Source organism: Mesorhizobium shangrilense, from assembly GCF_040537815.1.
Classification (GTDB): Bacteria; Pseudomonadota; Alphaproteobacteria; order Rhizobiales; family Rhizobiaceae; genus Mesorhizobium; species Mesorhizobium shangrilense.
Genome location: NZ_JBEWSZ010000001.1, coordinates 3,098,304 through 3,112,782 on the forward strand (window position 1 = coordinate 3,098,304; position 14,479 = coordinate 3,112,782).

The 14,479-nt window shown below is 63.3% G+C and carries 14 protein-coding genes; 5 read left to right on the forward strand and 9 right to left on the reverse strand.

Translation table 11 applies throughout. The annotated features are described in order from the left end of the window. Positions 1-44: 44 nt before the first annotated feature. From ABVQ20_RS15300 to ABVQ20_RS15315, 4 genes are all read right to left on the reverse strand, one after another. Entirely contained in the window at positions 45-851 is an 807-nt protein-coding gene (locus ABVQ20_RS15300; protein WP_354460348.1) for an amino acid ABC transporter ATP-binding protein, read from the reverse strand. Then, positions 848-1,789: an amino acid ABC transporter permease gene (locus ABVQ20_RS15305; protein ID WP_354460349.1), complete on the reverse strand. Its 942-nt coding sequence runs from the start codon at positions 1,787-1,789 to the stop codon at positions 848-850. Before ABVQ20_RS15305 ends, ABVQ20_RS15300 begins: the two co-directional genes overlap by 4 nt. A 163-nt stretch (positions 1,790-1,952) precedes the next feature. Further along, positions 1,953-2,810, reverse strand: a complete 858-nt coding sequence (locus ABVQ20_RS15310) for an ABC transporter substrate-binding protein (RefSeq protein ID WP_354460350.1) — start codon at positions 2,808-2,810, stop codon at positions 1,953-1,955. Positions 2,811-2,847: 37 nt separating this feature from the next. Then, positions 2,848-3,855 (reverse strand): isopenicillin N synthase family dioxygenase, encoded by a 1,008-nt coding sequence (locus ABVQ20_RS15315; RefSeq protein ID WP_354460351.1) that lies wholly within the window; start codon positions 3,853-3,855, stop codon positions 2,848-2,850. A gap of 102 nt (positions 3,856-3,957) precedes the next feature. On the opposite strand from ABVQ20_RS15315, the gene ABVQ20_RS15320 reads away from it, so the two are divergent. Then, complete coding sequence (locus ABVQ20_RS15320) at positions 3,958-4,902, forward strand: nucleoside hydrolase (protein WP_354460352.1); 945 nt, start codon at positions 3,958-3,960, stop codon at positions 4,900-4,902. A gap of 111 nt (positions 4,903-5,013) precedes the next feature. Then, positions 5,014-5,688 carry a TetR/AcrR family transcriptional regulator gene (locus ABVQ20_RS15325; protein ID WP_354460353.1) on the forward strand — a complete coding sequence of 225 codons (675 nt, stop codon included), beginning with the start codon at positions 5,014-5,016 and terminating at the stop codon, positions 5,686-5,688. A gap of 13 nt (positions 5,689-5,701) precedes the next feature. Here ABVQ20_RS15325 and ABVQ20_RS15330 read toward each other — a convergent pair whose 3' ends face one another. The 4 genes from ABVQ20_RS15330 to hisS form a co-directional block, all read right to left on the reverse strand. Beyond that, positions 5,702-7,474: an AMP-binding protein gene (locus ABVQ20_RS15330; RefSeq protein WP_354460354.1), complete on the reverse strand. Its 1,773-nt coding sequence runs from the start codon at positions 7,472-7,474 to the stop codon at positions 5,702-5,704. A gap of 195 nt (positions 7,475-7,669) precedes the next feature. Continuing rightward, positions 7,670-8,371: an ATP phosphoribosyltransferase gene (gene hisG / locus ABVQ20_RS15335; protein WP_354460355.1), complete on the reverse strand. Its 702-nt coding sequence runs from the start codon at positions 8,369-8,371 to the stop codon at positions 7,670-7,672. Beyond that, positions 8,368-9,489 carry an ATP phosphoribosyltransferase regulatory subunit gene (locus tag ABVQ20_RS15340; protein ID WP_354460356.1) on the reverse strand — a complete coding sequence of 374 codons (1,122 nt, stop codon included), beginning with the start codon at positions 9,487-9,489 and terminating at the stop codon, positions 8,368-8,370. Before ABVQ20_RS15340 ends, hisG begins: the two co-directional genes overlap by 4 nt. Positions 9,490-9,663: 174 nt before the next feature. Next, a complete protein-coding gene (hisS, locus tag ABVQ20_RS15345; RefSeq protein ID WP_354460357.1) occupies positions 9,664-11,163 on the reverse strand; it encodes a histidine--tRNA ligase in 1,500 nt (499 codons plus the stop codon). Positions 11,164-11,405: 242 nt separating this feature from the next. On the opposite strand from hisS, the gene ABVQ20_RS15350 reads away from it, so the two are divergent. Continuing rightward, positions 11,406-11,657: a hypothetical protein gene (locus tag ABVQ20_RS15350; protein WP_354460358.1), complete on the forward strand. Its 252-nt coding sequence runs from the start codon at positions 11,406-11,408 to the stop codon at positions 11,655-11,657. 32 nt (positions 11,658-11,689) lie between these two features. Here ABVQ20_RS15350 and ABVQ20_RS15355 read toward each other — a convergent pair whose 3' ends face one another. Further along, complete coding sequence (locus ABVQ20_RS15355) at positions 11,690-12,325, reverse strand: DNA-3-methyladenine glycosylase I (protein ID WP_354460359.1); 636 nt, start codon at positions 12,323-12,325, stop codon at positions 11,690-11,692. A gap of 209 nt (positions 12,326-12,534) precedes the next feature. On the opposite strand from ABVQ20_RS15355, the gene ABVQ20_RS15360 reads away from it, so the two are divergent. Continuing rightward, positions 12,535-13,284 carry a L,D-transpeptidase gene (locus ABVQ20_RS15360; protein WP_354460360.1) on the forward strand — a complete coding sequence of 250 codons (750 nt, stop codon included), beginning with the start codon at positions 12,535-12,537 and terminating at the stop codon, positions 13,282-13,284. Positions 13,285-13,555: 271 nt separating this feature from the next. Next, positions 13,556-14,476, forward strand: coding sequence for a bifunctional 5,10-methylenetetrahydrofolate dehydrogenase/5,10-methenyltetrahydrofolate cyclohydrolase (locus ABVQ20_RS15365; protein WP_354460361.1), 921 nt, complete (start codon positions 13,556-13,558; stop codon positions 14,474-14,476). Positions 14,477-14,479 lie beyond the last annotated feature (3 nt).

Consider the following 14,479-nt stretch of genomic DNA (forward strand, 5'->3'; position numbering starts at 1 on the left):
CCTTTTTATTTGGTGGATGCGACCATGGCTCGCTGTCTTTGCCGTCAAAGGACGCGCGACAAAAACTCGCGGGTTCGCGGCGATGTCGGATTGGCGATCATCTCGCGGGGAGCGCCACGTTCGACGATCACGCCGCCATCCATGAAAACGAGCTGATCGCCGATCTCACGCGCAAAGCCGATCTCGTGGGTCACCACAACCATCGTCATGCCGCTTTCGGCGAGGTCGCGCATGACCTGCAGGACCTCGCCAACGAGTTCGGGGTCGAGCGCCGACGTCGGCTCATCGAAGAGCAGGACCTTCGGCTTCATCGCCATCGCACGTGCGATCGCCACACGCTGCTGCTGCCCGCCGGAAAGTTCCCTCGGATAGCGGTCGACCTTGTCGAGAAGACCGACACGCCGCAACAGTATTTCCGCTTCGGCCTTCGCCTGTTCCAGCGGGATTCGCCGCACCTGCGTCGGCGCCTCGATTAAATTCTCCATCACGGTCATGTGGGAGAACAGGTTGAACGACTGGAACAGCATGCCGGTCTCGGCACGCCGCTGGCAGAGAAGGTCGTCCTTGACCTCGTAGAGCCTGTCGCCCCGGAGATCGTAGCCGACGAACTCGCTGTCGACGAGCAGGATGCCGCCGCTCAGCTTCTCGAGGTGGTTGATGCAGCGCAGGAAGGTGCTCTTGCCGGAGCCCGAAGGGCCGATGATGCAAGCGACCGATCCGGCGGGCACGTCGAGATCGACGCCCTTGAGAACCTCGAGCGGGCCGTAGGATTTGCGCACGCCGCGCGCGAAGACCATGGAGTCCGTGGGCACGCCGAAGCGGGCGCGGTTTTCAGCCTTCACATCGCTCATCGGGCAACGCTCCGCAAACCGAAGACATTGCGCAGGAAGCGCATTGCCGTGGGATCGCCGCGCGTGTCGCTGCGGCCGAAATGGCGTTCCAGGACATGCTGCCCGGCCGACATGATGCTGACCACGGCGAGATACCAGAAGGCGACCACGATCAGCAGCGGTATCGTCTCGAAGGTGCGCGCATAGATGCTCTGGGCCGAATAGAAGAGGTCGTCGACTGCGATGAAGGTCACCAGCGACGTCATCTTCAGGAGGTTGATGGCCTCGTTGCCGGTGGGCGGCAACACGAAGCGCATGGCCTGCGGCAGCGTGATGCGCTTCAGGATCATGCGGTACGGCATGCCAAGCGCACTCGCCGCTTCAGCCTGGCCGGACGGCACCGACTTGATGCCGGCCCTGATGATCTCGGCCATGTAGCCGGCCTCACAGAGGGAGAGCGCCACGACGGCGGAGAAGAATGGCGTCATGAAGTCATTGGTGCGGATGGAAAACAGCGTGCCGACGAAAGGGATGGTCAGTGAGACCTCACGCACGAGCAGCGACAGGTTGAACCAGAAGATCAACTGGATCAGGGCCGGAACGCCACGGAAGAACCAGACATACAAACCCGCGAATGTGCGCAGCACCGGGCTTGGCGAAACGCGCATGATGGCGATGACCGTGCCGACCACAATCGCCAGCAACATGATCACCACGGTCAGCAGCAAGGTGTTGCCGAGGCCGCGCATGACGGACGGGTGGAACAGGTAGCCGACCACCGTCGGCCAGGCAAAAGCGGGATTGCTGGCGAAGGCCCGGATGATGAAGAACGCCACCAACAGGGCCAGGGCCGTGCCGACCCAGATGCCGTAGCGGCGCTGCGGCACGACGGTCAGGCGCGAGACCGCCTCGGCGACGCCCGGCTCGATGCGTATCTCGGTTGAGTGGGCCACGCCCATCGCTGCTTCTCCTGGTCTCCGTCCGGAAACGGCGCCCGATGCGGGATCGGGCGCCTACAACCGCGTATCGCATTGGTCCGAAAATCGGAATCGATTTTCGGACCAATGCGAAGATTCAAACTTCCTGGGCACACTTGATGTGCCCTGATGAAGACGTTCCGTACTAGTCGGCGCGGAGAGCCTCCATGCTGCCGACGAAATAGGGCTCCTTGATCGCGTAGGCGCCCATGCCGTACTTTTCGAGGATGGCCTTGTAGGTGCCATTCTTGAACAATTCCGAGAGCGCACCGACCATCATGTCGGCGGTCTCTTTGTCGTCCTTGGCGATCGCCAGGCCGAGCGGGGCAACTTCGTAAAGGGTGGGCAGCACGACGAGCTGGCCCTTGCTGGTGACCTCAAAATAGCTTGATGCCGTCGCATCATCCATGCGGGCGTCGAGACGGTCGGACAGCACGCCCTGGACGATGTCCGTCGAGGAGTTGAACACGGACTTCTGGATTGCCGCCTGACCTTTGTCGGTGCAATCCTTGGTCAGCTTGTCGACGAGGAAGTCCGACGCGCTGCCCGCCGAAACGCCGATCCGCTTACCACAAAGCGGGGTGTCGCCGGTGAAACTCGCCTTCTTGTCAGGCGATGTCGAGACCGCGAGGCCTGCCTTCAGGAACATGACGAAGTCGACCTGCTTGAGCCGCTCGGGCGTGGCCGAGAACGTTTCCCAGGCGATCTTGAAACGGCCGGCCGCGAGCCCCGGCACCATCGACGGGAAAGGCGTACGCGCCACGTCCAGCTTGGCGTCGACCAGCTTGGCCACTTCGCCAGCCAGTTCGATGATGATGCCGGTCTGCTTGCCGTCGGCGTCGAGATATTCGAACGGTGCAAAGTCCAGCGTGTTGGCGATGGTCAGCATGCCGGTCCGCTGAACCTCCGCCGATTTTGTCACTTCGGCGGCGTTCGACGATCCGCTCCAGGTCGCGGCAAATGCGGCCAGCGCCAGGCCGGCGATGTGCAAATGTGATCTCATTTTCGTTCCCCTTTTTTGATGACAATGGTTTCCTGCATTATGAACTGGCAGTCTCCGCGGCCTTCTTCTTGCGGTAGTGATAGTTCTTGTCGATGCGCTCCATCAGGTAGTCGCCGTAGAGCACCGGCTCGTATTTCGGCTGGCTACCAGAGGGCACGCAGACCGGCAGCGCCTCGATCGTTTCATCCATCGACGGATCGAAGAAGAAGGGCTGTGAATAGCGCTCGCGTCCCGACCGGTTGATGACGCGATGCGGCGTGGAGACAAACTGGTCGTTCGACCAGCGCGCCAGAATGTCACCGACATTCATCACGAAGGAATCCGGGACCGGCGGCGCGGGAACCCAGTCGCCAGCCTTGTTCTTGACCTCGAGGCCACCGACATTGTCCTGCGCGAGCAGTGTGATGAAGCCGTAATCAGTGTGCGGCGCCGAGCCGAAGAGCCCCTCTTCGTGAGGCTGCGTCGGATAGTGCAGCAACCGCAGGAAGGTCGTCGGCTGCTCGAAATAACGGTCGAGGCTGTCGGTCGGAAGCCCGAGCGAGAGCGCGATGGCGCCGACCATCTTGCGGGCGAGCGTGCTCATCTCATCCACATAGCGTTCGATCGTGGGCCTGAAGCCGTCGAGCGCCGCCTCGTCCGGCCACTGGTTGGGACCCTGTAGTGGCTGGTCGGCCAACGCCCGGGGATCGTCGGCCTCGACCTCGTGCATGAAGAAGATCGATTCGCTCTGGTTCGGCTTACTGACGGTCGCCACCGAGGACGTCACGATGGTCGAGCCGGCAAAAGGCAGGTAGCCCCGGAAATTCTTGTCGATCTTCAGCGCGAGCTTCTGCTCCTCGGGCAGAGCGAAGAAACGCTTGCTGGCTTCGCGGACCGCTTCGACATCGGCGGGCGGAATCGGATGCCCCACGACGTAGAGAAAGCCGATCGTCTCGAGATAGCGGCGCAGCGTCGCGGCCGTGCTGGCGATCGCAGCGTCATCGCCACCGTAAAGCGCCGATACGTCGAGGATCGGGATTTCTGAAAAGTCGCCGCGTGCGTCCATCTCGAACACCTTGTCTTGAACATAAGATACAGTACTGTATTTCTACACATCCAAATCGGCTCAGCAATAGGCTTTTCACCAGCAGGGGATAACCGCGTCACAATGGCACCACGCAAGATAATCATCGACACCGACCCCGGTCAGGACGACGCGTTCGCGATCCTCTTTGCATTGGGTTCACCGGCCGAACTCGAGGTGGTCGGCATCACCACGGTCGGCGGCAACGTACCGCTCGCACTGACGTCGAAGAACGCGCTGAAGGTCGTGGAACTGGCCGGACGGCCGGATGTGCCTGTCTATGCCGGCTGCCCGGCCCCGATGGTGCGCAAGCTGATCACTGCCGAATATGTCCATGGCGAGACCGGCCTCGACGGCGCCGATCTCCCCGAGCCGGTGACGCCGCTGCAGAGCGAACACGCGGTAAACTACATGGTCCGCACGATCATGGACGCTGACGAAGGCGAGCTGACCGTCTGCACGCTGGGACCGATGACCAATCTGGCCATGGCCATGACCATGGAGCCGAGGATCATTCCCCGGCTGCGCGAAGTCGTTCTGATGGGCGGCGGCTTCTTCCAGGGCGGCAATGCCACGCCGGCCGCGGAATTCAACATCTTCGTCGACCCGCATGCGGCGCACAAAGTTTTCGACAGCGGCGTCCCGGTGACGATGGCCGGCATCGACTGCACCTACACCGCCCTGATGACGCCGGAATGGCTGGACCGCCTGCGCGCCACCGGCAGCCGCGCGGCCATCGAGGCCGCCAACCTCGCGGACTTCTTCCGTCAATACGGCACGCATAAATTCGCCACGGAAGCCCGCCCCATCCACGATGCCTGCGTCACTGGCTATCTGCTGGCCCCGCAGATCTACGAACAGCGCCAGTGCGCCGTGACGGTCGATATCGTCTCGCCGGAGACCATCGGCATGACCGTGGTTGATTGGTGGCATGTCACCGGCCGGCGCAAGAATTGCAACGTGCTGCGCCGGATCGATCCGGCTCCGTTCTTCGAATTGATGCTGGAGCGGATCAGCGCACTGCCTTGAAAATAGGTGCCACCCGATGGACGGTGGCACCCGAAATTGCGAAGCACGAGAGGCGGCGACTCGATTGGCGAGTCGCCCACGATTGCGCAGGGCGACGAAGGTCTCTGATCGATGAACGAGCAAGGCGCGCCGACCAACCCCAAGAGAACGCGCAGCCAGGCTCCGCGTTCGAAATCGGCGCGGCAGACGCTGAGCCGCGAGGCCTGGATCGGCGCGGCCCGCAAGGTGCTGGAAAAACGCGGCATCGGCGAGGTCAAGATCGACCGTCTGGCGCATCAGTTCAAAGTCACACGCGGCAGCTTCTATTTTCATTTCGCCAGCCTGGCCGACCTGCGCGACAGCCTGTTGCAGGAATGGAGAAACAGCAACTGCGCGCCGTTCTGGGCCATGCGCGACATCAGCGATATCGACGGCCTGCAGTTCTTCACCGACATCGTGCATGTGTGGGTGGATGAAGCGCCGTTCAGCCCGCTGCTTGATCTTGCCATCCGCGACTGGTCGCGAACGTCGAAGAAACTCGCCCAGGAAGTGACGGACATCGACAATCTGCGGATTGGTTTGCTGATCCGCTCTTTCCGCGCCATGGGCTATCCGGAGGATGAGAGCGTGGTTCGGGCGCGCATCACCTATTTCCACCAGATCGGCCAGTACACGCTGTCCTTCAAGGAGGACCCCGCCGTACGCCGCAGCTATCAACCGCTGTTCGGAGAGGTGCTGTTGGGGCCGCTCGTGCAGGAGCCGGGCTCAGCGCCAAGACCGTCGGAAAACCGGACAGACCGCCGTTAATCTCGGCCGCTGCTCACGCCGTCTTCTGCGTCACCAGCCCGAGTTCCTCGACCATCGCATTGCGCATGAGGAATTTTTGCGGCTTGCCGGTCACCGTCATCGGCAGTTCGGTGCGGAAGCGGACGTAGCTGGGGATCTTGTAGTGGGCGATCTGGCCCGCGCAAAAGGCCTTGATCTCCTGTTCGGTGGTGATCTGACCCGGCTTGAGCACGATCCAGGCGCAAAGCTCCTCGCCATATTTCGGATCGGGAATGCCGAACACCTGCACCTCCTTCACCTTCGGGTGGCGATAGAGGAACTCCTCCACCTCGCGCGGATAGACGTTCTCGCCGCCGCGGATGACCATGTCCTTGACCCGGCCAACGATGTTGCAATAGCCCTCGGCATCGATGGTGGCGAGGTCGCCCGTGTGCATCCAGCCATCGGTGTCGATCGCCTCGCGGGTCTTTGCCTCGTCCTCCCAATAGCCCTTCATCACCGAATAGCCGCGCGTGCAAAGTTCACCGGGCTCACCGACCGCAACAGTCGCGCCATCGGCATCGACAGCCTTGACCTCGACGTGAGGATGGATGCGGCCAACTGTGGAAACGCGCTTTTCCAGGGGATCGTCGACGCCGCTCTGGAACGAGACCGGGCTGGTTTCGGTCATGCCGTAGGCGATGGTCACCTCGGCCATGTGCATCAGCGACACCACCTTCTTCATCACTTCGATCGGGCATGGCGAACCGGCCATGATGCCGGTGCGCAGGCTGGAAAGATCAAAGGATTGGAAATCCGCATGGTCGAGAATGGCGACGAACATGGTCGGAACGCCATAGAGGCCGGTGCAGCGCTCCTGGGCCACCGCCGTCAGCGTGGCGCCGGGATCGAACCCTTCGCCCGGGAAAACCATGGTCGCGCCCTTGGAGACGCAGCCCATCGTGCCCATCGACATGCCGAAGCAATGATAGAGCGGCACGGGGATGCACAGCCGATCATCAACGGTGAGCTTGATGGCGGAGGTGACGAAATGGCCGTTGTTGACGATGTTGGTGTGGGTCAGCGTCGCGCCCTTCGGCGCGCCGGTCGTGCCTGAGGTGAACTGGATGTTGATGGCGTCGCTCGCCTTCAGCCCCTCCGATATCCTGTCGAGACTATCGTGCTCATCGCGTCCGGCCATGGCCAGGACATCGCCGAAATTGAACATGCCGGGCGAATTCTCCTCGCCCATGCGGATGACGATCTTCAGGCTCGGCAGCTTGCTCGCCTTGAGCTTGCCCGGTGTGGTCGTGGCGAGCTCCGGTGCCAGCGTCTCGATCATGCCGAGATAGTCGGAGCTCTTGAACTGGGCCGCCGTGACCAGCGCCTTGCAGCTGACCTTGTTCAGCGCATATTCGAGTTCGGTCAGCCTGTAGGCGGGATTGATGTTGACCAGGATCAGCCCGATGCGGGCGGTGGCGAACTGCGTGACCAGCCACTCCCAGCGGTTGGGCGACCAGATGCCGACGCGGTCGCCCTTTTCCAGGCCAAGCGCGAGGAAACCGGCGGCCAGCGCGTCCACCGTGTCCGACAGTTCGCTCCAGGTGAAGCGCTTGTCCTGCGCGACGAAGACAGCGGCATCTTGCGTGGCGTATTTGGCGGCGGTCTGAGAAAACAGCGCCGGGATGGTGTGCGGCAGCAAGGGCACCGACCGCTCGCCCGACACATGCGCCCTGCCGTCGACGGGTGCGATAAAGACGCTGCCGGTACGCGCAGCGCGTCCGCGCAGATTGGTGGCGTTCTTTAGCTCGTCGAGATTGACCGGCATCGCTGTCTCCTCCCAGACGCGCTTGAGTCTATCAGCCTGCCGGGATGGTGGAAATCCCGTCGATGGTACTGGGGATCTCCTTCCCCTTGAGGGGAGGGTGGACAGCCGCCGAAGGCGGATGGACGGGTGGGGTCCTTGCGGAAGTGCTCGACGCGAGACGACCCCACCCGCCTCGCTTCGCTCGGCACCCTCCCCTCAAGGGGGAGGGAGGGCGCTCATCCTTGCGGCTATATCGCGCAAGATGGCTTCATCCGCTGCGGCGCGATCCTTCCTCGACGCCACGAGACAGGCCTGCGACTTCAGCACAACCCCGTCACCCAGCACCTTGAGATGATTGGCGCGGAGCGTCGAGCCAGTTGTGGTGATGTCGACGATGATATCCGCGAGGCCCGCCGCCGGCGCACCTTCGGTGGCGCCCAGGCTTTCGACGATGCGATAGACTTGGATGCCGTGCTTCTGCGAGAAGAATTGCTGGGTCAGCCGCCAGTATTTGGTGGCGATGCGCAGCCGCCTGCCATGGCGCTGGCGAAAATCGGCGGCGACATCGTCGAGATCGGCCATGGTGTCGACGTCGAGCCAGATGTCGGGCACGGCAACCACGACGTCGGCGCTGCCGAAGCCGAGACGGGTAACGATTTCGGCGCGGGCTTCCCAGTCGGCGAGGTTTTCGCGCACCAGATCCTCGCCGGTGATGCCGAGATCAACCGCGCCTTGCCCGATTTCGCCGGCGATCTCGGAGGCCGACAGGAATGCCACCTCGACATTCTCCAAGCCTTCGACGCGGGCGTGGTACTTGCGCTCGTCGCTGGGCATGCTGACGGCAAGCCCGGCCTTGGCCAGCACTTCCAGCGCCTGCTCCTTGAGCCGGCCCTTGGAGGGGATCGCCAGCGTGATCATTGCGCCGTCTCCCGCAAGGCTTCGATGCGGTCGAGCCAGACCGAAAAGCCAACGCCGGGGATCGCGGTTTTCGCGCCAAGCAGGGTCAGCAGCCGGTCGTAGCGGCCGCCGCCGGCCAGCGGCCGATCGCCTTTTTCCGCTGATATCTCGAAGACGAGCCCGGTGTAATAGTCGAGCGGACGGCCGAACGCGGCGTCGTACTGGATCTTTCCGGTCGGCAGACCCAGCGCTTCGACGGCTTTGGCGCGGGCCGCGAATTTCTCCAGCGCCACGCCCAGCGACAGGCCGGCACCCGCCGCGAATGTTTCCAGCGCGGCGGCCGCGCCGTCGAGCGGCACGTCGATCGACAGAAACCCCTTCAGTGCCGCGAACGCTTCGTTCGAGAGCCTGACGCTGCGCAGTTCGGCCTTTTCGATCAATCGCCGCGCGATGTCGGCGGGTGCGCGTCCGGCCGACGCCGAAAGACCGGCCTGTTCCATGCCGCCAGCGATGTGCTGGGCAAGACCGTCAAGATCGCCATCGAGCACCAGGGCCGCGACCGGGCCGGAGAGCTGTCCATTGCGCGGCGGGTTGGCGAGATCGGCGAGCGCTGCCTGCAGCATCGGCGCCGAGCCGAAAGCGCGGGCAAGCCGCATGCGCCAGCCGCGCGGCAAACCAAGTGCAGCCAGCACCGCCTCGAAAATCGTCTGGTCGCCAAGGGTAATCTTCAATGGCTGACCCGGCAGCGCCAAGGACAGCAGCGCATGTGCGTCGGCTACCGAGCGCGCATCGGCCTGCGCCGTGTCGCGGTCACCGAGATCCTCGATACCGGCCTGGAAGAATTCATTGCCGCCTTCGCGGCGCTGGCGAAAAACCTCGCCGAGATAGGAATAGCGGCGCGGTGTGCCGGCTTGCGAACTGATGTGGTCGAGGCAGACCGGAATGGTGAACTCCGGCCGCAGGCAAAGGGTCTGGCCGGTCTCGCTTTCGGTCAGGAAGATACGGCGGCGCAGATCCTCGCCGGCCATGTCGAGGAACGGGTCGGCCGGCTGCAGGATGGCAACCTCGACCGCATGCGTGTTGCGTGCGGCGAAGAGGTTTGTAATGTCGGCTGATATGGCGGGGTAGCGGGAGGTCATATGCCGCGCCCTTCCCTTCTCCCCTTGTGGGAGAAGGTGGATTGGCGCGCAGCGCCAAGACGGATGAGGGGTGCTGGAAGAAATGAGGCGTTGGCATTCCCTGGAACACCCCTCATCCGTCCTCGCTTCGCGAGGCCACCTTCTCCCACAAGGGGAGAAGGGAAGGCTAGCGCCCTACTTGCCACAGGCCCTCTCCTCAGCCTGCGCCGCCAGGATCTTCTTCACCTCGGCGACCAGTTCGCTTTCCGCCACCGTCACCTGAGCCGGGCGCGCCGCGCGCCATTCGGCGTTGTCGGTGATCTCCGCCGACATGCGCGCGCCTTCGATCAAGTCCTTGATCTGCAATTCGCCCTTGGCGCGTTCATCGCCGCCCTGAATGATTGCGACCGGGCAGCCGCGACGGTCGGCATATTTGAGCTGCGCCTTCATGCCGGCTCCGCCGAGATACATTTCGGAGCGGATGCCGGCGGAACGCAGCTCCGCCACCATCTTCTGGTAGCGGCCGAGGCTTTCGGTGTCCTTGTCCATCACCAGCACGACGACCGGCGCGATGACATCGGCGCTGTCGAGCTTGCCGAGGTTCTTCAGTGCGGTCATCAACCGGGACACGCCGATGGAAAAGCCGGTCGCCGGCACCGGCTCGCCGCGAAAGCGCGAGACGAGGCCATCATAACGGCCGCCGCCACCGACCGAGCCGAAGCGCACGATCTGGCCATCCTCATTGGGGATTTCGGCCAGCAGCTCGGCCTCGAAGACGGGGCCGGTGTAATATTCAAGGCCGCGTACGACAGAGCGGTCCATGGCAATGCGGTCTTCGCCGTATCCTGCCGCCCTGACCAAGGCTTCAATCGTGGAGAGTTCACCAACGCCTTCCTGGTAGATCGCGTTCGCACTGACATTGGAATCCTGGCGGGCCTGTTCCCTGGCTGTCGCGAGAAGAACCGCCTCGGCTTGCCCCTCATTCAATCCGGCGCCCTTGGCGAAATCGCCCTCGCCTTCCTTGCCGCCGTCCCAGCGCCCGGGCCCAAGCAGCAGTCTCACGCCTTCCGGCCCGAGCTTGTCCAGCTTGTCGATGGCGCGCAGCACGGTCAGCCGGCGGCCGGCATTGTCCTCGCCGCCGAGGCCGATCGCCTCCAGCACGCCATCCAGCACCTTGCGATTGTTGACCCGGATGACGTAGTCGCCGCGCTTGATGCCAAGCGCCTCCATGACATCGGCCATCATCATCGCCATCTCGGCATCGGCGGCGACGCCCGGCGTGCCGATCGTGTCGGCGTCGAACTGCATGAACTGGCGGAAGCGGCCGGGGCCGGGCTTCTCGTTGCGGAACACCCAGCCGGAGCGATAGCTGCGGTAAGGCTTTGGCAGGCGCTCGTAATTCTCGGCCACGAAACGCGCCGTTGGCGCTGTCAGGTCATAGCGCAGCGACAGCCATTGGTCGTCATCGTCCTGGAACGAGAACACGCCTTCGTTCGGCCGGTCCTGGTCAGGCAGGAATTTTCCCAGCGCATCGGTGTATTCGATCAGCGGCTGGTCGGCCGGCTCGAACCCATAAAGTTCGTAGACCGAGCGGATCGCCGCCATCATCTTCTCGACGGCCCGGATGTCTTCGGCGCTGCGGTCGGCAAAACCGCGCGGCAGCCGCGCTTTCGTCTTTTCCGATTTATCGGCCATGGGTGCTTGCTCGGTGTTTGTGGCGCTGGCAGGTCAGTACTGGTGCGATTTTCACAACATGATGCGATTTTCGCAACGCGCGTGTCCTAACCGATGCCGCATGGAGCGGCAAGGCCGAGCAAAGCCTGGCTTGCCCTAGCTGCAACAAAGCACTGCGGAAATGAAACAATTCCGCCATAAGCCCGGCATTCTGCCGACACAATCGCAGCCGATAAAGCGCGCCGAAACAAGGGGGTCGGGCCATGGCGATGGCGCGGAAATTCGACATCGGCGATGGCATCAGCCACGTGCAGGCACATCTGCGCCCGGCCGACACCAACACTCACAAAATAACAAGCCAGGCAGCCGGTCCGTTCGAGCCTTCAGCCGAGGAAGGCATCAGCCCTACCATGCGCGATGCGCTGGTAACCGGCTTGCTGGTGATCTATCCGGCCCTCGCCATCGTGGCCGCCATCGTCATCGGGCTTTATCTCGCCGGCGCCAGCGGCGCCTGAGATGTGCCGGCCTGCTCCCGCGAGCGCCGCCGCTATTTCGGCCGCTTGAAGGCCTTTCGATCCTTCTCGACCTCTTCGCGGCAGACGCAGCCCTCGATATGGTCGTTGACCAATCCCATCGCCTGCATGAAGGCGTAGACCGTGGTTGGACCGACAAAGCTCCAGCCACGTTTCTTCAGCTCCTTCGAAATACGAACCGAGACGGCCGTGGTCGGGTTGGCGCGCAGGTGCGCGAGATCGACGATCTCGGGCCGCTCGTCCTTGCCGGGTTCGAACTTCCAGAACCACGCCGCCAGCGAGCCGAATTCATCGACCATTTCGCGGGCGCGCTTGGCGTTGTTGATGGTCGAGACGATCTTGCCGCGATGGCGGATGATGCCGGCATTGCCAAGCAGGCGCTCGACATCCTTGTCGGTGAAGGCGGCGACCTTGTCGAAGTCGAAGCCGGCGAAAGCCTCCCGGAAATTCTCCCGCTTGCGCAATATCGTCAGCCAGGACAGGCCGGACTGAAAGCCTTCGAGGCAGATCTTTTCGAACAGCCTGCGGTCGTCGGCGACGGGCCTGCCCCATTCATGGTCGTGGTAGTGCAGATAATCGGGCAGGTTGCCGTGCCAGAAGCAGCGCGTGATGCCGTCGGGGCCGGCCAGCAGGCCAGTGTTTTCATTCATCGCAAAATTCCATTCGTTAAGGCGCTTTGGCGCTGCTTTACTTCGGCTTTACCAGATTCCTGAACCCGGCGGTAACCACACCAAAAGGTTTACTGACATCTCGGCATTTTACGCATTCCGATTCATGTTTCGGTTGCTGCTCGCCGCCAATGATCGCGACACAAGGGCCCGTTCCGCCCTGGCATGTTCGACGATCAAGGTGCGTCCCGATGAAGACAGTCTTGCTTACCCTGCTCAGTGCCGCGACCATTGTCGCCGCTGGCGCCACCCCCTCCAAAGCCGGCGACCGTTATGCCGACAGGCCGCCGGTCATGGTGAGCCCCGACCTTTCAGCGCCCTGGGTGCTGCAGCTTGGCCGCGCACCGGGCATTGTCAGGCAAAACCGGCAGGTAGCCCAGCAGCCACGCCTGCGCACCGCGCAGCCGGCACTGCAGCGACCCGATCGCGTGCAGACGGCGGCGGTGCAGGCGCCTGCCAGGCGCATGGTCATGCGCCCCCAGATCAACCCGATCTACCTGCCGCAGGAAGTCGCCTATAAAGGCTCGCAGAAGCCGGGCACGATCGTCATCGATACCACGCAGAATTTCCTCTATCTGGTCGAGAAGGACGGCAGGGCGCGGCGCTATGGCGTCGGCACCGGCAAGCCGGGCTTCGAATGGGCCGGTACGCACAAGATCTCACAGAAGAAGGAATGGCCGGAGTGGCGCCCGCCGACGGAGATGATCGCGCGCGAAGCCGCCAAGGGCCGCTATCTGCCGACCTATCTGGCCGGCGGCATCGAGAACCCTCTCGGCGCACGCGCGCTCTATCTCGGCTCGACGCTCTACCGTATCCATGGCACCAACCAGCCTTGGACCATCGGCGGCGCGGTGTCGTCGGGCTGCATCCGCATGCGCAACGAAGATGTTGTGGACCTCTACGAGAGGGTCAATGTCGGAACGACCGTCGAGGTGATATAGTAACTGCAGCGAATCACTTGGTCCGGTAGGCAGCACGCCCACGGACCATTGTAAGGAATAACGGGGGACGGGCCGTATGGGGATGCGGCCGGTCAGGAAAAGGCAGCACGGCAAGCCGCGCTGCCTTTTCTGTTTCTGTCGGAATTAACCAGGATCCGGGCAAGGCTGCGCCAGAAGGTCGCGCCAGGGCCATGGCGGTACGCTTTCACGCTGCCCTTCCCGCCGTTCTTTTGCTATGGGGGCGGCAACATTCCCGTACAAAGGTTCAGCCATGTCCCTGTCCGATGACAGCCGCTACCTGAAAGGTGGGCCGGTCGCCCAGCGTATCATCGCATCCGTGCGCGAGGACGCGGCGATCGCCACAGCCGAAGGTTTCCCGCCAAAGCTGGTGTCGATCACCGTTGGAGACACAGCGGCTGTGGGTGTCTATGTGCGCAACCAGCGCGCCAAGGCGGAACTCGCCGGCATTGGTTTCGAAGAGCGGCGGTTTCCTGCCGACATCACCGCCGCCGAACTCGAGGCCGCGATCCACGGCCTCAATGCCGATCCGCGCGTCACCGGCATCATCATCCAGCGGCCGGTTCCCGCGCATATCCCGGTCAGGACGCTGCAGTCGGCCGTGCATCCGCTCAAGGATGTCGAAGGCATGCATCCGGCCTCGATCGGCAACATCGTCTACAACCAGCTCGACCTCGCGCCCTGCACGGCGGCCGCATCGGTCGAACTGCTCAAGGAAACCGGTCTCGACCTCAAGGGCCTGGAGGTCGTGGTCGTCGGTCATTCGGAAATCGTCGGCAAGCCAATCGCTTTCCTTTTGATGAGCGAAGGCGCGACCGTGACGGTCTGCCACCACATGACGCGATCGGTGGCGGCCCACGCGCGCCGCGCCGACGCGCTGTTCGTCGCCGTCGGCAAGCCGCGCTTCATCAAGGCCGACATGGTCAAGCCAGGTGCCGCGGTCATCGACATCGGCATCAATTCCGAAATCGGCCCGGATGGCTCCAGCCGCATCGTCGGCGACGTCGACACCGAGAGCGTCAAGGACGTCGCGTCCTGGATCACGCCGGTGCCAGGCGGCGTCGGCCCGATCACGGTGTCGATCCTGCTGCGCAACACGATGGTGGCGCTCAGCCGGCAGCGCGCGCTCTATGAGGCGACCTACGGTACGGTGGACAAGCTCGCGGCGGAGTAAGCG